Below are 18,300 nucleotides of genomic sequence, written 5' to 3' on the forward strand. Positions count from 1 at the left end.
AGATGGCATTGACCGATCCTCTGGGTGATATGCTCACCCGCATCCGCAACGGCCAGCGCGCCCGTAAGGACTCTGTTCTTACGCCGGCAAGCAAGCTGCGTGCGCGTGTCCTCGACGTGCTTCAGCGCGAGGGTTATATCCGTGGCTACAGTGAAGAGCAGATGGGCCCCGCGGCCGGCATCCGCATCGAGCTGAAGTATTTCGAGGGCCAGCCCGCGATCAAGTCGATCGCGCGCGTCTCGAAGCCGGGTCGCCGCGTCTATTCGGGCTCCAAGGAGCTGCCGAAGGTTCGCAACGGCCTGGGCATCACCATCGTTTCGACGCCTCGTGGCGTTCTGTCGGACGCCGAGGCGCGCGACCAGAATGTCGGCGGCGAAGTGCTTGCGGAGGTGTTCTGATGAGCCGCACCGGTAAAAAGCCGATCCCCGTTCCCGCCGGCGTTACCGCCAGCGTCGAAGGTGGCATCGTGAGCGTCAAGGGCCCCAAGGGCACCCTGACCATGCCTGCGTCGGACGACATCTCGTACGAGATGGGCGAGGGCACCATCACGGTGAAGCCTGCGAACGACACCAAGCGCGCCAAGGCGTTCTGGGGCATGCAGCGCACGCTGGTCCAGAACCTGGTGACCGGTGTGACCGAGGGCTTCTCGAAGAAGCTGCTCATCACCGGCGTCGGCTATCGCGCCAACGCGCAGGGCCGCAAGCTGAAGCTGCAGCTTGGCTATTCGCATGACGTCGATCTCGACGTGCCGGAAGGTGTGGAGGTGAAGACCCCCGACCAGACGACCGTCGAAATCTCGGGCAACGACAAGCAGGCCGTCGGCCAGTTTGCCGCGGAAATTCGTCGCTGGCGTAAGCCTGAGCCCTACAAGGGCAAGGGCATCAAGTACGAGGGCGAGTTCATCTTCCGCAAGGAAGGGAAGAAGAAGTAATGAGCAAGGGTCTCTCTCTCTTCGAGAAGCGGCGTCGCCGCAACCGCACTGCGCTGCGCGCGCGTTCGGGCGGCCGTCCGCGGCTGTCGGTGCATCGTTCGGGCAAGCACATCTATGTGCAGGTGATCGACGACGCCCAGGGCAAGACCCTGGCCGCCGCCTCGACGCTGGACAAGGATGTCCGTGGCACGAATGGCGGCAACGTCGATGCGGCCAAGGCTGTTGGCGCACGCATCGCGGAAGTCGCCAAGCAGGCTGGCGTGACGCAGGTCGTGTTCGACCGTGGCGGGTTCCTGTTCCACGGACGCGTCAAGGCGCTGGCGGATGCCGCGCGTGAAGGCGGATTGGAGTTCTAAGATGGCTGACGAACAGAACCAGACGCCCGTCGAGGGCGCAGCACCCGACGCCGTTGCAGCCGATGCTCCCCGTCGTGGCCGTGGTGGCCGTGGTGGCGACAATCGTGGCGGCGGCGGTGGCCGTGGTCGCGACGGCAATCGTGGTCGCGACAATCGCGGTCGTGGTGGCCCCGGTGCCGACGACGGCGGTGAAGAGCTGATCGAAAAGCTCGTCCACATCAACCGCGTCAGCAAGACGGTTAAGGGCGGTAAGCGCTTCGGCTTTGCGGCGCTGGTCGTCGTGGGCGACGGCAAGGGCCGTGTCGGCTTCGGCCATGGCAAGGCGCGCGAAGTGCCGGAAGCCATTTCGAAGGCGACCGCAGCTGCCAAGAAGAAGATGGTCCGCGTGCCGCTGCGCGAGGGCCGGACGCTGCACCATGACGGCAAGGGCCATTTCGGCGCCGGCAAGGTGACCCTCCGTTCGGCGCCCGCCGGTACCGGCATCATCGCCGGTGGCCCGATGCGCGCCGTGTTCGAGAGCCTGGGCGTTGCCGATGTGGTGACCAAGTCGGTCGGCACTTCGAACCCCTACAACATGATCCGCGCGACCTTCGAGGCACTGGGTGACCAGTATTCGCCGAAGGCAGTGGCCCAGCGTCGCGGCAAGAAGATTGCCGATCTGCTCGGTCGCGGCGGTTCGCAGACCGCCGAGGCTGATGCCGCGGCGATCGTGGAGTAAGCGATATGGCGAAGATCAAGGTAAAGCAGATCGGATCTCCGATCCGCCGGACCAAGGATCAGCGCGCGACGCTGATCGGCCTGGGCCTGAACAAGATGCACAAGGTTAGCGAGCTCGAGGATAGCCCCGAGGTCCGCGGTATGATCCGCAAGCTGCCTCATATGGTCGAGATCGTCGAGGGCTGAACGCCCGGCTGACGGCTGAGACAGACAAGCGGGGGCGGTCGTCATGGCGACCGTCCCCGTTTTGCGTCCGGCGCGTAGCGACGTGGTGACGGCGCCGAAACGTCCTTGCGCGCGAGTGCATCCGCTGTACGGGTATGCCGACTTGGGGGGCGGCATGCGCGGGCATTCGGTTGCAGTGAAACGACGGTTCGTGGCGATCGAGGGGTTGCGCGGGCTCGCCGCGATCAGCGTGATCGGGGTGCATGCCGCGACGCTGTTCGGTCCGCTGCTACCGGCGCACGGCTATCTCGCCGTCGACTTCTTCTTCATCCTGAGCGGCATCGTTATGGCGGCAAGCTATGACGCGCGCTTTGCCGACGGGACGCTGGACCTGCGCCGCTTCACCGCGATGCGGCTGATCCGGCTGATGCCGACGATCGCTGCGGCGACGCTGATCGCTGCGCTGCTGAGCGTCGCGATCCTGGCGACGGGAAGGGGAGGCGGGGTGATCCCGTTCGAGAGTGTCGGCGCGATTGCGGTGAGTGCCGGGCTGACACTGTTTCTGGTCCCCCAGCCCTGGGTGGATGGGCGCAGCTATTATCCGCTCAACGGCCCGTTCTGGTCACTGGCGTTCGAATTGCTCGTCAACATCGCTTTTGCGGCGTTCTGGCGGTGGCTGCACGGGCTGCGGCTCCTCGCGGTTCTGCTGGCGCTGGCAGCGGGGGTCGTGCTGCTCATCCCGGTTGAAGGCAGCTTCGATCAGGGTTTTGCGATCGAGCATGCAGCGCTGGCCGCGTGCCGGGCGGGCTTCGGCTTCTTTGCCGGGGTGGCGCTCGCCCGCCTCGAGTCGCGCCTGCCCATACGCTCGACAGCTGCGGTGTGGGTGGCGGCGGGCGCGCTGGTGGTGGTGTTCTGGGCGCCGGTGGGCCAGTTCGGTTTTGACGCGGCGGTTGTGCTGCTGCTGTTCCCAGCGCTCGCCTGGGCGGCGATGCGGTTCGAACCCGGACCGCGGACCGGTATGGTCGCGCTGTTCCTGGGCAAGGCGTCCTATCCCGTCTACGCGTTGCATATGCCGTTGCTGCTCGTGACACTGGCCGGGCTTCAGCTAATCGGGGCGCGGGATCTTGCGCCATCGGCCGGAGTCGCGTTGGCGTTCGTGATCGGCGTGACGGTGCTCGGCTATGCATTCGATCGGCTGTTCGACACGCCGGTGCGTCAGTGGCTCACGGCGCGATGGCTGCGGCCAGCTTCGGCGCGGGAGGCCGCACCGGTCCCGCATTTTTCAGGTGACATTGGCGCGTCCAGCCTCTAAGGGCACGCGCTTCCCATCACAGCGCGACAAAAGCGAAAGCGAGTGCACGACATGAAGCTGAACGATCTCACTGACAATGAAGGCGCCCGCAAGGGCCGGATGCGCGTCGGACGCGGCATCGGTTCGGGCAAGGGCAAGACCGCAGGGCGCGGCCAGAAGGGTGCCAAGGCACGTTCGGGCGTCGCGATCAACGGCTTCGAGGGCGGTCAGATGCCGCTCCACATGCGCATCCCGAAGCGCGGCTTTAACAACCCGCGCGGCAAGGACTATGCCGAGGTCAATCTGGGCATGATCCAGAAGCTGGTCGATGCCGGCACGCTGACCGCGACCGAGATCGATCATGCGGCGCTGCAGGCTGTCGGCCTCGCGCGCGGTGGCAAGCATGGCGTCCGTCTGCTCGGCAAGGGTGAGTTTTCGGCGAAGCTGAGCTTCACCGTCGCTGGCGCGTCGAAGGGCGCGATCGAGGCAGTCGAGAAGGCTGGCGGCACCGTCACCATCCCGACGATCGTTCCTGCGGCCGACAAGCATGCTGCAAAGCATCGCTCGGTGCAGAAGGTCATCGCCGCCAAGAAGGCCGGAAAGGCCTGACTTAGCTGTGGACGGGGCGATGTAAGCGCATTGCCCTGCTCCGACAGTAACCTATATGGGCGGCGGGGGAGCGGCGAACGCTTCTCCGCCGCTTTGGTTTCCGGGATAATCGTTCAATGGCATCCGCAGCCGATTCAATGGCATCCGGCCTCAACCTGTCCAAGTTCGGACAGGCCACCGAACTCAAGAAGCGCCTGTGGTTCACGCTCGGCGCGTTGATCATCTTCCGGATGCTCAGCTTCGTGCCGCTGCCCGGCGTCGATCCGACGCAGCTGGGGCTGCTGGCCGACCGCACGCAGGGCGGTGTGCTCGACTTCTTCAACACCTTCTCGGGCGGCGCGCTGGAGCGCATGTCGGTGATCGCGCTGGGCGTGATGCCGTACATTACCGCATCGATCGTCGTGCAGCTGGCGACCTCGCTTTCGCCGACGCTTGCGGCGATCAAGAAGGACGGGGAGAGCGGGCGCAAGCGGCTCAACCAGTATACCCGCTACGGCACTGTCGCGCTGACCGCGATCCAGGGCTATTTCATCGCTGTCGGCCTTGAGACGTTGGGCGCGACGCAGGGTCTTGCCCCCGTGGTCGAGCCGGGCATGTTGTTCCGCATCGCTGCGGTCATCTCGCTGATCGGCGGTACGATGTTCCTGATGTGGCTGGGTGAGCAGATCACCAGCCGCGGCGTCGGCAACGGGATCAGCCTGATCATCATGGCCGGCATTGTCGCGCATTTGCCCACGACGCTGGTGCAGCTGTTCGAGGGTGGCCGTTCGGGTTCGATGAACCCGGTGACGCTGGTCGCGATTCTTGCTGCGGTGGCGGGCCTGGTCCTGTTCATCTGCTTCATGGAGCGTGCGCAGCGCCGCATCCTGATCCAGTATCCCAAGCGCCAGACGCAGCGCGGCGTGCAGAGCGAGCGCAGCCATCTGCCGCTCAAGATCAACACTGCGGGCGTGATCCCGCCGATCTTCGCCAGCTCGCTGCTGCTGATGCCGCTGACCGTCAGCCAGTTTGCGGGTCAGGCGCAGAGCGGCGAGAGCTGGGGCGGCGATCTCATCATCACGCTCAACCAGTATCTGCAGCATGGCAGCCTGGTGTACATGCTGCTCTACGGCGCGGGCATCATCTTCTTCTCGTTCTTCTACACCGCGGTTGTGTTCAACCCGGAGGAGACGGCCGAGAATCTGAAGAAATATGGCGGCTTCATCCCCGGCATCCGCCCGGGCAAGAACACCGAGGCCTATTTCGATTATGTGCTGACGCGCATCACCGTGATCGGCGCGGCGTACCTGACCGTCATCTGTCTGTTGCCGGAATATCTTGTCTCGGCGCTCGCAATCCCCTTCTATCTCGGCGGGACCAGTCTGCTCATCGTCGTCAACGTGACGATGGACACGGTCACGCAGATCCAGTCGCACCTGCTGGCGCACCAGTATGGCGACCTGATCAAGAAGGCGAAGCTGAAAGGCGGCCGCCTGCGTTAAGCAGGGGCATGGAAGGGGAAGCCAGTTGAATATCATCCTGTTGGGGCCTCCGGGCGCAGGCAAGGGGACCCAGGCGTCGCGGCTCGAGAGCGAGCGCGGCATGGTCCAGCTGTCGACCGGCGACATGCTGCGTGCGGCAGTCAAGGCGGGGAGCCCGGTCGGGCTGCAGGCCAAGGCGGTGATGGAGGCAGGTGAGCTCGTCTCCGACGCGATCGTCAGCGGCATCATTGGCGAGAGCCTGGATGCGCTCGGCGACAAGGGCGCGATTTTCGACGGCTATCCTCGGACGGCCGCACAGGCGGAATCGCTCGACAGCCTGCTCGCCGAGCGCGGTCGCAGCCTCGATCATGTGATCGAGCTGGTCGTTGACGAGGACGCGCTGGTGGCGCGCATCACTGGGCGCTTCAGCTGCGCCAGCTGCGGCGCCAACTATCACGACAGCTTCAACCAGCCCAAGGTTGAGGGTGTCTGCGACGTGTGCGGCGGAACCGAGTTCAAGCGTCGTCCCGACGATAATGAAGAAACGGTCCGCACGCGCATGGCCGAGTATCGCGCCAAGACTGCGCCGATCCTGCCGATCTATGAGGCGCGCGGACTGGTTCAGCGGGTCGATGGCATGGCCGACATTGGCGAGGTGACTGCGGCGATTGCAGCGATCCTCGACGGGCGCGCCTGATTGGAGTAACGCTCGGGCGCGACCTGCGGCCTGAGTGATTGCTCATGGCGAAGCGCGGGTCGCGCTTGCCAGTTTGCGGCGAGCCGATTTATTTTTATCGCCCGGGATGCGTGACCGCCAGTCGGGCGTTGACGCAGCACGGGCTGAACTCATTGGAAAACATGCATGTCGTCATACAGGGAACCGTCATTTCAGGATCGTACTGCCGCGGCGGCCCGGGCAAAGCAGAAGGCACTCGAACTGCTGCGGTCGAAGCCCGCAGTTGATCCTGCGGTGCTGGAAGAGCGCCGTAAGGCTGCTGAAGCGCGGGACAAGGCGCTGGCAGAAGAGCGCGCCGCAAAGGCTGAGGCTGCTGCTGCTGCCAAGGCTGAGAAGGCTGCGCTGAAGCAGGCTGAGGCGGAGCGCAAGGCGGAGGAGCAGGCTGCGCTCGACGCGGCTGCAGCGCTGAAGGAAGTCCGTCTGACGCCTCCGAGTGCGGCGGAGATGAAGGCGGCGCGGGATGCGCGCTACGCCGCTCGCAAAGCCCGCAAGTAACTCAAGCGGATCAGCAAAAAGGCCACTGTCCGATCGGACAGTGGCCTTTTTTCTTGCCGTTCAGCGCCGGGCGCGGCGCTTGAACTGATCGAGGCTGACGACGTTGGTCGGGCGCTCGATCGCGATGCCCGAATAGAGCGTCGCCATCGGTTCGTCGGTGACGGTGTGGACGAGGTCCGAGCCGAAGCCGTTGAACGCGGTGCGCATGGCCGAGCCATAGGCGCCGAGCATCCCCACCTCGATATAATCGCCGGCGATGATGTCCGCGGGCAGCTCGAACGGGCCGGCCATGTGATCGAGATCGTCACAGGTCGGGCCGTAGAAGCTGTATTCGGTCATCTCCGTCGCTTCATCGGCGTCGTCGCGCAGGACGCGGACCGGGAAGCGCCAGCCGACATGCGCGGCATCGAACAGCGCGCCATAGGCACCGTCGTTGATGTACAGCTCGTCCCCGCGGCGCTTTTCGACGCGGACGATCAGCGAGCTGTACTCCGCGCACAGGGCCCGGCCCGGCTCGCACCACAATTCGGCGCTGTACGAGATCGGAAGATTCTCGAACGCATTGTGGATCACGCCGAAATAGGTTTCGAGCGGGGGCGGTTCCATGCCCGGATAGCTGGACGGGAAGCCGCCGCCGACATCGACGATGTCGACCGTGACCGACGAGGCGACGATCGCCGCGCGGACGCGCTCCATCGCCTCGGCATAGGCCGCCGGGGTCATCGCCTGGCTACCGACATGGAAGCAGATGCCCAGCGCGTCGGCGGCCTGACGGGTCGCGACGAGCAGGTCGGCAACATCCTCGGGCTCCGCACCGAACTTTGCCGCGAGGCTCAGCTTCGAATGATCGGACGACACGCGGATGCGGACGCACAGATTCAGGTCGGCCGCACCACGGGTGGCACGAACGATCTTTTCCAGTTCATCCATCGTATCGAGGCTGAACGTGCGGACGCCGTGGACGAAATAGGCTTCCTCAATCGCTTCCTCGGCCTTGACCGGGTGCATGAAGCACAGGGTCGCGAGGGGCAGGGCGCGGCGCGCCATGCGCACTTCGCCGATCGACGCGACGTCATAATGCGTCACACCGCTGTCCCAGAGGATCTGGAGCAATTCAGGAGAGGGGTTCGCCTTGACCGCGTAGAGCACCGTCCCCGGAAACTTCTCAACAAAGAAGCGGGCGGCGCGCTTTGCAGCGTGCGGACGAACGAGCGTTACCGGCTCGACGGGACGAAGGGCTTTCGCTAGCCCCAGCGCGCTATGATGCTTGTGCAACTCAAGGGACCTCCAATTGCCTTGCGGCAGACGATAAAAACACTGCCTTGCGGTGGAAGTCCCATGGGGCAGCGGAGGGGTCATTTAGGGTGGGGGGTCCCCCCTGTAAAGTGGTTTCGGGACCATCGTAATTTTGCGGGGTGAGATGTGACGATATTGCGACAGCCGACCAGGGCCGGGGTGCGGGACGCGGCGGCCAAGGTGGCGGCGATCCTGCCGCCAACCCCCTTGTTTGTGGCCGAAATTCGCGGCGTGCCGGTGATGTTCAAGGCCGAATCGCTCCAGCCGATCGGCGCATTCAAGATTCGCGGCGCATGGCATCGGCTGACCGCGCTAGACCCGGATGTCCGCGCCAAGGGCGTGGTCGGGTTCTCGTCGGGCAACCATGCCCAGGGCGTTGCCTGGGCCGCAAAGCGACTCGGGGTGCCGGCGGTGATCGTGATGCCGAGCGACGCCCCGGCTCTGAAGCGCGAGGCAACGCTGGCGCTGGGTGCCGAGGTGGTCAGCTATGACCGGATGACCGAGAATCGCGACAAGATCGCCGCGCACCTCGCCCATGCCCGTGGCGCTACGCTGGTGCCGCCATTTGACGACCCATGGGTGATCGAGGGGCAGGGGAGTCTGGGGATCGAGGTGCTGACCCAGGCGGCCGAGATGAAGCTGCCCGATCCGGCCTATGTCGCGGTGCCGTGCGGCGGCGGTGGGCTTGCCGCCGGGGTCGCATTGGCGCTGCCCGATGCGCAGGTCACCGTGGTCGAGCCCGAGGGCTGGGACGATATGTGCCGCAGCCTGGAGGCGGGGTGGATCGAGCCGGTCGGCGACAATCCGCCGCCGACGGCATGCGACTCGCTCCAGACGCTGCGCGTCTCCCCGCTGACCTTCGACGTGCTGTCGCGGCGCGGGGCAACGGGGGTGCGGGTGAGCGAGGCCGAGGTTCGGGCAGCGCAGCGCTGGGCGGCGCGGAAGTTGCGGCTGGTGATCGAACCGGGCGGTTCGGTCGCACTCGCCGCACTGCTGGCCGGCAAGGTCGAGGCGCGGCCCGACCTGCTGGTGGTGCTGAGCGGCGGCAACGCCGATCCCGCGGCCTATGCCCGGGTGCTGAGCGGGGCCGACTGACGGTGTCGCGGGGGTGTCCGTACGAAGCTGACGAAAAATGGGGGTTTTCGGGCTGTCAGGACGGGTTTGCGACTGGCTGACACCTGCGACGCGACTATGACGCGACAGGTGGGCGACGCGCGGGCGACAGGCGCGCGACGGTGGCGCGACACCTGTGCGACGGGTGTCAGGCGTGGGGGTTTTGGGAGGGGATTGCGGCGGGTTGGGGTTCACCGATCAGTTTAGATCAGGGAATTTCCAACATTGGAAGGGGGCAGCGTTGCGCCCTTCTTCCTGTCGATGCCTGGTCGTTCATTTTCCCGCCGCCGCGAGATGCCAGTCGGTGCGCACCAGCCAGCGGAACAGTGGCGCGCGTGCGCGCAGTTCGGCCTGCGCGGCGTCATCGAAGTCGGGTGTCGTGGCCAATCGACGCAGCGTTCGCGCCTGGGCCGACTTCAGCAGCCGCCGTGCGCGCGCATTGTCGCGGGCGATCATTGCCGCCCCGCCATAGCCAACTTCCTGCTCGATCAGCATCGGGTCAGTTTCGTGGAACGCGAGCAGCGCGGCGCGGTGCGCGGCGGCGAATGCAGCAAACGCATTGGCGTGCGCGCCGCGCCGCAAGTGATAGCCGGCAAATGACCAGAAAATGCCGTTGCGTACACGCGGCAGCGTCGCAGGATCGGCGAGCGCGGCGTTGATGCGTTTCATCATGTCGACCGTCTCGGCGCGGCGACCATGTTCCTCCAGCCAGATCGCGAGGCGTGCCTCGGCGAGCGGCAGTGCCGGCGAATCCGCGCCCTGCTCCCGGCGTATCAGATCGACCAGCCCGCGCAGCGCCGCTTCTTCAGGCGCGACGGGCGCCGATGCAATCAAGTCGGCGGCGCGCGCCGCCTGCGTCGATCCGGGACGTGCGGTCGCCGCGACACGCCGCGCCAGCACCGCAGCCGCGGCCGCTTCGCCACGCGCGGCGAGTAGCTTGGCGAGGTCGAGAAGAATAGCCTGTTCGGCCCCGGCATCCTTTGCCGCCAGCGCCAGCGGCAGGGCATCGCGATAGGCCGCCTCGGCACCACGGGTGTCGCCGATCGCGACCAATGCGTCGGCAAGTCCGCGCCGCAACGCGAGCTCGACCGTCGGGCCTGCTTTCGCGGCAATCGAGGCAGCCAGCAATGGGCGCAGACGGGCCGCTGCCTCGCTGGCCCGCCCGACAAGGCCATAAAGGCTCGCCTCGAACACCGCCGCGTCGATCGCGCGTTGCGATGTGGCCCCGAGCACCGCCGCCCAAAGCCGCGCCGAGCGCTGCGCGTGCGGCAGTGCGTCGCGCGCGCGGCCCTCGCTCACGAATACCGCCGCAAGGCTGCCGGCGAGGCGGGCATGGTCCTCACCCTCGGGCCGCACCGTACGGTCGGCGAGCGCAAGCGCGGTCGCAAAGCGTGCACGCGCCACCTTTGGGTCGACGTCAACCGCAAGCGACGCGACGAACCCCGCCAGGTCGACGCAGGTGTCGTCGTCCGGGTGCGCCTTCAGGCAGGCGTCGAGCTGCGGCGCGGCTGCAGCATAAGCGGCGCGCTCGTCGCCCTTCTCAAGCGCCGCGACCGCGGCGGGGTTTGCCCGTTCACGTTCGGCCGCGACGGCGTGGGGCGCGATCGCGGTGGCGAGCAGCAGGAGTGCCGACGTAAGCCTCATGGCCGCCGCATCAGCGGTTCGCGGGCGTCGAGCTCGAATCGGGTGCGCAACCTGATCGAAATCGAAACAATCATGCTGCAGCCTGCCTCCCGCGCGACTACACCATCCGCATACTCAGGCGTCAACGTTGCCGATAGAGTGACAATCTTTGCCAAAAGATGGCCTGGAGACGAATTATGGCAACGATGAACATCTCGCTCCCCGATCCCATGAAGCAATAGGTCGAGAGCCGCACGCATGGCGGGCGGTACAGCAATGCCAGCGACTATGTGCGCGACCTGATCCGGCGTGATCAGAAGCGGAGCGAAAAGGTCGCGCAGGTGCAGCGGCTGGTCGATGAGGCGCGCGTCAGTGGGGTCAGCGACTTTCGGTGGACGACATTCGCGCGCTGGCGTTGAAGCAGGTCGGGCTGAACGGCTGACGTGCCGGGCTTTCGCTCAATGGGTGAAGTTCCCAAAGTCCCACCCGCCCCCGAAACCGACCGCTCCTTGATGGCGGTCGCCCCGGGGGCAGGGGCATCGTTTGGGTTAGCGGCGCGGGCGGGATTGGCGCAGCAGGGCGTCGAGTTCGCCGTGACGACGGGTCAGGTACGACCGCTCATCGGCGGTATAGCCGCCAGCCGCGTAGGCCGAGTCGAGCCGCGTCAGGTCGCTTAGCTGTGCGCGGACCTGCACCGCCTCAGCGGGCGTGATGCTGCGGTTGCGTTCGGCCGTGGCGAGTTGGGTTTCCAGACGGGTCCAGCGCGCCCGGTCGTCAGCGCCGCCGCCCAGCCGGTTGTCGATGGCATTGTACCGGGCCCACAGATCAGCCTGTTCGCGCTGGTCGATGCCGCCGCGCTGATAGCTTGCCTCGACCTGCGCCAGCGCGCGCCAGTCGGCGCGAAGCTGTGCCGCTTCGCGCTGGGTCAGGGTGCGATTGCGCAGACCCAGGGCAAGTTTCTGTTCGAAATCGCGGCTGCGCTGCGCCAGCGGCTCCCAACGTCCGTCACCCTGGTCGGGGGTCTGTGCGCCCTGGCCACCGATCCGCTGCGACAAGGCGCGATAGCGGGTGCGCAGGTCGCTGCGCTGCTGCGGCGACATGCGGCCATTGGCCGAATAGTCGGCCTCGAGCCGAACGATTTCATTATATTCGCGGCGCATCTGATCGGCCTCGCGGCGGTTCAGCGATCCATCGCGCACGGCAGCGTCGATGCGGGCTTCAAGCCGCTCGCGGCGCTGTTCAAAAGGACGGCGACCCGCGTTCCAATCGGACTCGAGTTCCCGCTCGCTGGCTTGTTCGTCCGCGCCGAATATCGCGCCGAACAATTGCTGCAGGACGTCGCCACGCTGCTGTGGCTGCGTCTGCGCTGCAGCGGCATCGGAAAACAGCAGCGCGCCGGCGGCGGCCGCGATGAGTAAAGTGGTTTTCATGGATTTTGCTCTCATTGAAGGTCGCAGCGGTCATATCGCCTGACGATCACCCCCTAACGCTGGGGCCGAAACGATGTTCCTGCACGCGGCGAGATAAGCGGTACGATGGCGGTCGCGGACCTTGGGCCGCGGGCGAAAAATCGTTGAGTCATTTCACCAGTCGCGGTCGGCCCCTCCTATAATGACGCAGGGTCGACCTCTTGTGAGTGCGCGCCCCGGCTGGCGCCGTCGGGTGGCCGGTCCTTTCGGCCGTTCAACACAAAGGGGCTTTGGTGAACTATTTCTCGAACCTGAAAATGGCGCGCAAGATCGTGCTGTCCTTTGCACTCGCGATCTTCATGGTCTGTGCGTCGGGCGTGGTGGTCGCCATGTCGTTGAGCGCGATGCGCGGCAGCACGCTGGAGAATGTGAACAGCCTGCGCGTCAAGGAACTGGTGTCGGAGATGCTCGCGAGCGTGATCCAGCAGGAAAATGCGCTGCGCGGCTATGCGATGCTGGGCCGCGCCGAATTGCTCGACGAGTATAAGGCCAATCAGGATGTGTTCGCCAAGGCGGCGAAGGAATTTGATGAGCGGGTCAAGCTGGCCGACCAGCGCGAGCGCTTTGCCAAGCTGACGGCGGAGGTGAAGGACCTGAACGATCGCCGCTTTGCCGAGCTGATCACGCTGGCCGCCAACCCCGAGACGCGGGCGCGGGCGCAGGAGATTTCGGGGCAGAAGCAGTTGCCGGTGGTGCGCGCGGTGGTTGCCGAGCTGCTCACGCGTCAGGATGAGGTGATTGCCGAGCGGCGCGCCGAGCAGGCGAGCATGGCGACGATTGCCAATGTGGCGGTGTGGGGCGGCGCGGCGCTGACGGCGCTGGTCGCGTTGCTGATGGGGTGGCTGCTGGCGCGCACGATTGCGGCGCCGTTGCGCGACCTGACCGACGCGACCACGACGCTGGCGCAGGGGGGCGAGGCGAAGGTTCCGTTCCGCGAGCGCGCCGATGAGCTGGGCGATATTGCCGGCGCGGTCGAGCAGTTCCGCATGGCCGCAGTGAACCGGGCCGAAGCGGATGCGCGGCTTGCCGCCGAGCAGCAGGTGGTCACCACGTCACTGCGCAACGGGCTGTCGGCGCTGACCACCGGGGACCTGACGGCATCGATCGATGCCGAGTTCCCGGGCGCTTATGTCGAGCTGAAGACCAATTTCAACGCGGCGCTGGCGTCGTTGCGCGGGCTGATCGGGTCGGTTGCGGAGAGCACGCGGGCGATCCGGACCGGATCGAGCGAGATCACGCAGGCGTCCGAGGATCTGGCGCGGCGCACCGAGGCGAATGCGGCGAGCCTTGAGGAAACATCGGCGGCGGTGACGCAGATGGATACGCGGCTGAAGGCGACGGCGGCTGCGGCTGGACGTACGGTCGAGCGCGCGGATGGTGCGATCGCCACTGTCACCAGCGGGCGCAGCGTCGCCGATGAAGCAGTGCAGGCGATGACGCGCGTGTCGGATTCGGCCAAGGGCATCGACAGCGTGATCGAGGGGCTCGACAAGATCGCGTTCCAGACGCGCGTGCTGGCGATGAACGCTGCGGTCGAGGCGGGGCGCGCCGGTGAGGCGGGCCGCGGCTTTGCGGTGGTGGCGGACCTCGTCTCCGCGCTCGCGATGCGGGCCGAGGAAGAGGCCGGGCGCGCGCGCGACCAGCTGACCGCGACGCAGACCGACATCGGCGCGGCGGTGGAGATGGTGCAGAAGGTGGATGCCGCGCTGCTCGATATCTCCGGCGATGTGAGCGAGGTGCATACGCTGCTGGGCGATATCGCCGCGGACAATCAGGCGCAGTCGACCGCGATCACGCAGATTTCGGCCGCGATCGGGGCGATGGATCATTCGACCCAGCAAAATGCGGCGATGGTCGAGCAGACTGCGGCTGCGGCGCGCAACCTGACCGGCGAGGTATCGGCGCTGACGGAGCAGGCGGACAAGTTCGAAATCGGTGACTCGAAGTCGCGCCGGGCGGGATATACGTCGAGGGGTCGTGCGGCGCTGATGGCGGCGTAAGCGGCGCGGACGTGCAGATGGGGGAGCTCCGGTGTCGCCGGGGCTCCCCCTGTTGCGTTATCCGCGCATCCGGGCATCCGGGGCGAGTGCGACGGTGCGGCCGGTGCGCGCGGAGGCGTAGATCGCCTCGATCAGGCGGATGTCGCGCAGGCCCATTTCGCCGGGGGTGAGGATCGGGCTGTTGTCACGGATGGCGTTGGCGAAGTGGTTGAGCTGGCCGGCGAACTGGGTGTTCGGGTCGCCGGGGGTGAAGTCGCGGGCGTTCTGACCTTCGATCCGCATCTTTTGCCCGGCATAGCCGGTGGCGGGGTCCAGGATCAGCGTGCCGTCGGTGCCGCGCACCTGGGAGAGATTGGCTCCTGCGGAGTCATAGGAGGTCGCGAGCTGCGCGACCGCGCCCGAGGGAAAGCGCAGCTGCGCGGCGACGTGCGCGAAAATTTCGGTGAAGCGGGGGTCTCCCTTGGGCTGGAAGCTGGTGGCGCTGATGCTTTCGGGCATCTCGCCGCTGAGGTAGAGCGCCGATTGCAGGCCGTAGAGGCCGTAATCCTCGAGCGGGCCGCCGCCGGCGAGCGCGCGGTTGAAGCGCCAGTTTTGGGCCGGGGTGGTCTGACCTGCGCGATAGGATTGTTCGGTGCGGATCAGGCGGATGGTGCCGACCGCCTTGTCGCGCATCAGGCGCATTGCCTCGACATTGTACGGTTCGAAATGACAGCGATAGGCGATCATCAGCTTGCGGTTGGCGCGGCGGCTGGCGGCGATCATCGCTTCGCACTCGGCGCTGGATAGCGCCATCGGCTTTTCGCACAGGACGTGCTTGCCGGCGGCGAACGCGCGCAGGGTGAAGTCGGCGTGAAAGGCGGTCGGGAGGATGACGTACACCGCCTGCGTCCGGTCATCGGCGGCGATCTTGTCGAAGTCTGCGTAGGAATAGCGCGCGTCCGCGGGCACGCCGTATGCGTCGCCGACTTGGCGCAGCTTGTCCGGGTTGCCGGAGACGAGCGCGCTGATGTGCATGCGCTCCGCCTGTTCGATGCGCGGCATGATCTGGTTGAGGGCGTAGTCGCCAAGGCCAATGATCGCGATGCCGACGCTGTCGTCGCGCTTGCGGCGCGGCGGGGTGCTGGGAAGGCGGACGCCGCCGGGGAGGGGGAGGCCCTTGAGCTGCGCCGGGGTAGACTGGAGCGAGGCGGCGCTGGCGGTGGTGGTCGTCAGCGTGGCGGCGAGGGCTCCGGTGGCTTCGATGAAGCTGCGTCGTGACAGGGGGGTATGGGGCATCGCCTTGCTCTCCGAATGGTCGTTCGGAGAGGTGATAGCGTTACCATCGCTGGGTCGGCAATCGGGGAATGAGCCTCTGGCGGCCCCGGCCTGCGCCGGGGCGACGGCATTGGTCAGCCGACGAAGGCGCGTTCGATGACGTAGTGGCCGGGCTTGCTGTTCGAGCCTTCTTCGAAGCCCATGCCGTCCAGCATCGCGGAGAGATCCTTGATCATCTCCATGCTGCCGCACAGCATGATGCGGTCGGTTTCGGGGTCGAGACGCTTTTCGCCGGCCATGTTGGGGCCGGTGAACAGCGCGCCATTTTCGATCAGCGTGCCGATGCGAGCGCTGGTCGGGAACGGCTCACGCGTCACGGTGGGCAGGTAGCTGAACTGGACCAGCGCCTGATCCTGAACCAGCGGGTCGCCGGCGAGCTGCGCCTCCAGCTCCTCGCGGAAGGCGAGGTCGCTGACGCGGCGGACCGAGTGGACCAGCTGAATCTGGTCGAACATCTCGTACACGTCGGGATCGCGTGCGAGGCTGAGGAACGGGGCGAGGCCGGTGCCGGTCGAGAGGAAGAACAGCCGCTTGCCCGGCAGCAGCGCGTCGGTGACGAGCGTGCCGGTCGGCTTGCGACCGAGGAACAGCTGGTCGCCCGGCTGGATCAGCTGCAGCTTCGAGGTCAGCGGGCCATCCGGCACCTTGATCGAGAGGAATTCGAGTTCCTCGGCCCAGGCGGGGCTGGCGATCGAATAGGCGCGCAGCAGCGGGCGGCCTTCGCCCGGCAGGCCGAGCATCACGAACTCGCCCGAGCGAAAGCGGAAGCTTTGCGGGCGTGTGATCGTGAAGCTGAACAGATGTTCGTTCCAGTGACGCACGCTGGTGACGGTTTCCACGGTCAGCGCGGCGGACGGGGCGAGCGGGATGGCGTTACGGTCAGACATTTGCGGGCTCCGCTAAATGGCGGGACGATGGCGCGCAACCCATTGCGAGCTTATGCGGCCAAAGCTTTATCTATCAGCGCCATTAGCGAGCTCTCTATTGCGAGGCAATCGCAATAAATCGGGGCATCTCGACGGGGCGGGGAGGGCGTGCAAGGAAGCGGCATGCGACCCGAACTCTCCACTGCCGCGAACACGACCCTCTCGCTGCTGACCATCGCCGCCATCGTGCTGGTGTGGGGCGGCGTGACGATGATCCGCAAGGGCGATCGGGCCGGGGGCAGCCGGACCAAGGGCGTGCTGATGATCGTATGCGCAGCGGTGCTGGTCGTGAATGTGCTGATCTGGACCGTCCCCTAGCCGATCAGGGATGCTGGGTGATGCGCAGCGCCCAGCGGTCGTAGCCGAGTTCCTCGACCCGGGAGAGGAGCGTCTGGAGCAGCGCGGGGTCGGGGCGGGGGGCGCGGGCGAGGAGCCACAGGTAGCGGCCCGACGGCTCGCCGACGATCGACCAGTCATACGCGTCGCCATGGTCGAGCACCCAATAGTCGCCGGTGTAGAGCGGGCCGAAGAACGACACCTTGAGCTTCGCGCCGGTGTCCTCGTCCGCGACGATCGCGGTGCCTTCGCTGACGTCGCGTTCGGTTTCGCCGGCGCGAATGCCGCTGTTGACGATGCTGACCTTGCCGTTCGGCTCCAGACCATAGTCGGCGGTGACCGAATCCATGCCCTTCTGAAAGCGATTCTCGTGCCGCGCGAGCTCGTACCAGGTGCCGGTGTAGCGGGTGAGGTCGACCGGTTTGGCCGGTTTCGGCACGTTGGGGTTGATCACCGGCGGGCGGGTCGCGCGGGAGTAGAGGAACAGGCCGCCAATGGTGGCAGCGGCGACGCCGGCGGCGATCTTGATCGCGGTGGATTGCTTCATGCGGCGATCATGCGGTGCGGCGGGCGGAAAGCATAGCCAAAATCCTCCCCGGAACGGGGAGGTGGCAGCGCGTAGCGCTGACGGAGGGGGCCCTCCTCGAAGCAATTCGCTTGCCTCGGGCCCCCTCCACCACCGCCTGCGGCGGCGGTCCCCCTCCCCGTTCCGGGGAGGACTTGAGTGTCACCGGATCGGCGAGTTGGGGTCGAGGCGCATGTCGAGATAATTGTCCACGCTGCGCATCAGCGGGTCCATTTCATGTTCGAAGAAATGGTTGGCGTGCGGGATGGTGTCGTGGTGGATGGTGATGTGCTTTTGCGTGCGCAGCTTGTCGACCAGCTTCTGCACCGCGCCCGGCGTCACCACTTCGTCGCCATCACCCTGGATGATGATGCCCGAGCTGGGGCAGGGGGCGAGGAAGGTGAAGTCGTACATGTTCGCGGGCGGCGCGACCGAGATGAAACCGCGGATTTCCGGGCGGCGCATCAGCAGCTGCATCCCGATCCACGCGCCGAAGCTGACGCCGGCGATCCAGGTGGTCGATGCCTCGGGGTGGAAGCTCTGTACCCAGTCGAGCGCGCTCGCCGCGTCGCTCAGCTCGCCGATGCCGTTGTCGAACGTGCCCTGGCTCTTGCCGACCCCGCGGAAGTTGAAGCGCAGCGTCGCGAAACCGCGGCGCTGGAAGGTCTTGTAGAGCTCCTGCACGATGCGGTTGTTCATCGTGCCGCCGGCATTGGGATGCGGATGCAGGATCATCGCGACCGGCGCGCGGGGGCGGGGGGCGGGGGCGAAACGCCCTTCGAGGCGGCCTTCGGGACCGGGAATGATGACTTCGGGCAAAGTGGACCTGCTCTGTGATGGGCGCGCGGTAGCGCGGAAACGGGTGCAGGCTATATAGTCCTCACGCCCCGACAAGCAA

21 protein-coding genes are annotated in these 18,300 nt (G+C 66.3%); 14 read left to right on the top strand and 7 right to left on the bottom strand.

The window, feature by feature from the left end:
- The first annotated feature begins 2 nt into the window (after positions 1-2).
- The 10 genes from rpsH (at position 3) to VGN66_RS08710 (ending at position 6,760) form a co-directional block, all read left to right on the top strand.
- Positions 3-398: a 30S ribosomal protein S8 gene (gene rpsH / locus VGN66_RS08665; RefSeq protein ID WP_224920550.1), complete on the top strand. Its 396-nt coding sequence runs from the start codon at positions 3-5 to the stop codon at positions 396-398.
- The gene (gene rplF / locus VGN66_RS08670; RefSeq protein WP_327518412.1) at positions 398-931 is read left to right on the top strand and encodes a 50S ribosomal protein L6; all 534 of its coding nucleotides are present in this window, start codon (positions 398-400) and stop codon (positions 929-931) included. The genes rpsH and rplF overlap by 1 nt, the downstream gene beginning before the upstream one ends.
- On the top strand, positions 931-1,287 hold the full coding sequence (gene rplR, locus VGN66_RS08675; protein ID WP_327518413.1) for a 50S ribosomal protein L18: 357 nt from the start codon (positions 931-933) through the stop codon (positions 1,285-1,287). The genes rplF and rplR overlap by 1 nt, the downstream gene beginning before the upstream one ends.
- A gap of 1 nt (position 1,288) precedes the next feature.
- Positions 1,289-2,005, top strand: a complete 717-nt coding sequence (rpsE, locus tag VGN66_RS08680; RefSeq protein ID WP_224920553.1) for a 30S ribosomal protein S5 — start codon at positions 1,289-1,291, stop codon at positions 2,003-2,005.
- Between the two features lie 5 nt (positions 2,006-2,010).
- Complete coding sequence (gene rpmD, locus VGN66_RS08685; RefSeq protein WP_224920554.1) at positions 2,011-2,190, top strand: 50S ribosomal protein L30; 180 nt, start codon at positions 2,011-2,013, stop codon at positions 2,188-2,190.
- 154 nt (positions 2,191-2,344) lie between these two features.
- A complete protein-coding gene (locus VGN66_RS08690; protein ID WP_327518414.1) occupies positions 2,345-3,481 on the top strand; it encodes an acyltransferase in 1,137 nt (378 codons plus the stop codon).
- A 51-nt stretch (positions 3,482-3,532) separates the two neighbouring features.
- Complete coding sequence (gene rplO / locus VGN66_RS08695) at positions 3,533-4,069, top strand: 50S ribosomal protein L15 (RefSeq protein WP_224920555.1); 537 nt, start codon at positions 3,533-3,535, stop codon at positions 4,067-4,069.
- A gap of 116 nt (positions 4,070-4,185) precedes the next feature.
- Positions 4,186-5,550 (top strand): preprotein translocase subunit SecY, encoded by a 1,365-nt coding sequence (gene secY / locus VGN66_RS08700; protein WP_327518415.1) that lies wholly within the window; start codon positions 4,186-4,188, stop codon positions 5,548-5,550.
- A gap of 25 nt (positions 5,551-5,575) precedes the next feature.
- Positions 5,576-6,226 (top strand): adenylate kinase, encoded by a 651-nt coding sequence (locus VGN66_RS08705; RefSeq protein ID WP_327518416.1) that lies wholly within the window; start codon positions 5,576-5,578, stop codon positions 6,224-6,226.
- 165 nt (positions 6,227-6,391) lie between these two features.
- Entirely contained in the window at positions 6,392-6,760 is a 369-nt protein-coding gene (locus tag VGN66_RS08710) for a DUF6481 family protein (protein WP_327518417.1), read from the top strand.
- A gap of 60 nt (positions 6,761-6,820) precedes the next feature.
- Here VGN66_RS08710 and VGN66_RS08715 read toward each other — a convergent pair whose 3' ends face one another.
- Positions 6,821-8,035 carry a type III PLP-dependent enzyme gene (locus VGN66_RS08715; protein WP_327518418.1) on the bottom strand — a complete coding sequence of 405 codons (1,215 nt, stop codon included), beginning with the start codon at positions 8,033-8,035 and terminating at the stop codon, positions 6,821-6,823.
- A gap of 147 nt (positions 8,036-8,182) precedes the next feature.
- On the opposite strand from VGN66_RS08715, the gene VGN66_RS08720 reads away from it, so the two are divergent.
- Positions 8,183-9,151 carry a threonine/serine dehydratase gene (locus VGN66_RS08720; RefSeq protein ID WP_327518419.1) on the top strand — a complete coding sequence of 323 codons (969 nt, stop codon included), beginning with the start codon at positions 8,183-8,185 and terminating at the stop codon, positions 9,149-9,151.
- Between the two features lie 291 nt (positions 9,152-9,442).
- Here the strand turns inward: VGN66_RS08720 and VGN66_RS08725 are convergent, their stop codons facing one another.
- Complete coding sequence (locus VGN66_RS08725; RefSeq protein ID WP_327518420.1) at positions 9,443-10,813, bottom strand: hypothetical protein; 1,371 nt, start codon at positions 10,811-10,813, stop codon at positions 9,443-9,445.
- 269 nt (positions 10,814-11,082) lie between these two features.
- On the opposite strand from VGN66_RS08725, the gene VGN66_RS08730 reads away from it, so the two are divergent.
- Positions 11,083-11,211, top strand: coding sequence for a hypothetical protein (locus VGN66_RS08730; protein WP_327518421.1), 129 nt, complete (start codon positions 11,083-11,085; stop codon positions 11,209-11,211).
- Between the two features lie 129 nt (positions 11,212-11,340).
- On the opposite strand, the gene VGN66_RS08735 is transcribed toward VGN66_RS08730, so the two are convergent.
- On the bottom strand, positions 11,341-12,222 hold the full coding sequence (locus tag VGN66_RS08735) for a hypothetical protein (protein ID WP_327518422.1): 882 nt from the start codon (positions 12,220-12,222) through the stop codon (positions 11,341-11,343).
- Between the two features lie 296 nt (positions 12,223-12,518).
- Between VGN66_RS08735 and VGN66_RS08740 the strand changes: the two genes are divergently transcribed.
- Complete coding sequence (locus tag VGN66_RS08740; protein ID WP_327518582.1) at positions 12,519-14,261, top strand: methyl-accepting chemotaxis protein; 1,743 nt, start codon at positions 12,519-12,521, stop codon at positions 14,259-14,261.
- A gap of 57 nt (positions 14,262-14,318) precedes the next feature.
- On the opposite strand, the gene VGN66_RS08745 is transcribed toward VGN66_RS08740, so the two are convergent.
- Together VGN66_RS08745 and VGN66_RS08750 are read right to left on the bottom strand one after the other, a co-directional pair.
- Positions 14,319-15,536: a Gfo/Idh/MocA family oxidoreductase gene (locus VGN66_RS08745; protein ID WP_327518423.1), complete on the bottom strand. Its 1,218-nt coding sequence runs from the start codon at positions 15,534-15,536 to the stop codon at positions 14,319-14,321.
- Between the two features lie 113 nt (positions 15,537-15,649).
- Positions 15,650-16,462, bottom strand: a complete 813-nt coding sequence (locus VGN66_RS08750) for a ferredoxin--NADP reductase (protein WP_327518424.1) — start codon at positions 16,460-16,462, stop codon at positions 15,650-15,652.
- Between the two features lie 162 nt (positions 16,463-16,624).
- Here VGN66_RS08750 and VGN66_RS08755 point away from each other — a divergent pair, with 162 nt between their 5' ends.
- On the top strand, positions 16,625-16,819 hold the full coding sequence (locus VGN66_RS08755) for a hypothetical protein (protein ID WP_327518425.1): 195 nt from the start codon (positions 16,625-16,627) through the stop codon (positions 16,817-16,819).
- Positions 16,820-16,823: 4 nt separating this feature from the next.
- On the opposite strand, the gene VGN66_RS08760 is transcribed toward VGN66_RS08755, so the two are convergent.
- Together VGN66_RS08760 and VGN66_RS08765 are read right to left on the bottom strand one after the other, a co-directional pair.
- A complete protein-coding gene (locus VGN66_RS08760) occupies positions 16,824-17,384 on the bottom strand; it encodes a lipocalin family protein (protein WP_327518426.1) in 561 nt (186 codons plus the stop codon).
- Between the two features lie 180 nt (positions 17,385-17,564).
- Positions 17,565-18,221 (bottom strand): alpha/beta hydrolase, encoded by a 657-nt coding sequence (locus VGN66_RS08765; RefSeq protein WP_224920569.1) that lies wholly within the window; start codon positions 18,219-18,221, stop codon positions 17,565-17,567.
- Between the last annotated feature and the right edge of the window lie 79 nt (positions 18,222-18,300).

The sequence above is a fragment of the Sphingomonas sp. genome (assembly GCF_035998645.1).
Taxonomy (GTDB): domain Bacteria; phylum Pseudomonadota; class Alphaproteobacteria; order Sphingomonadales; family Sphingomonadaceae; genus Sphingomonas.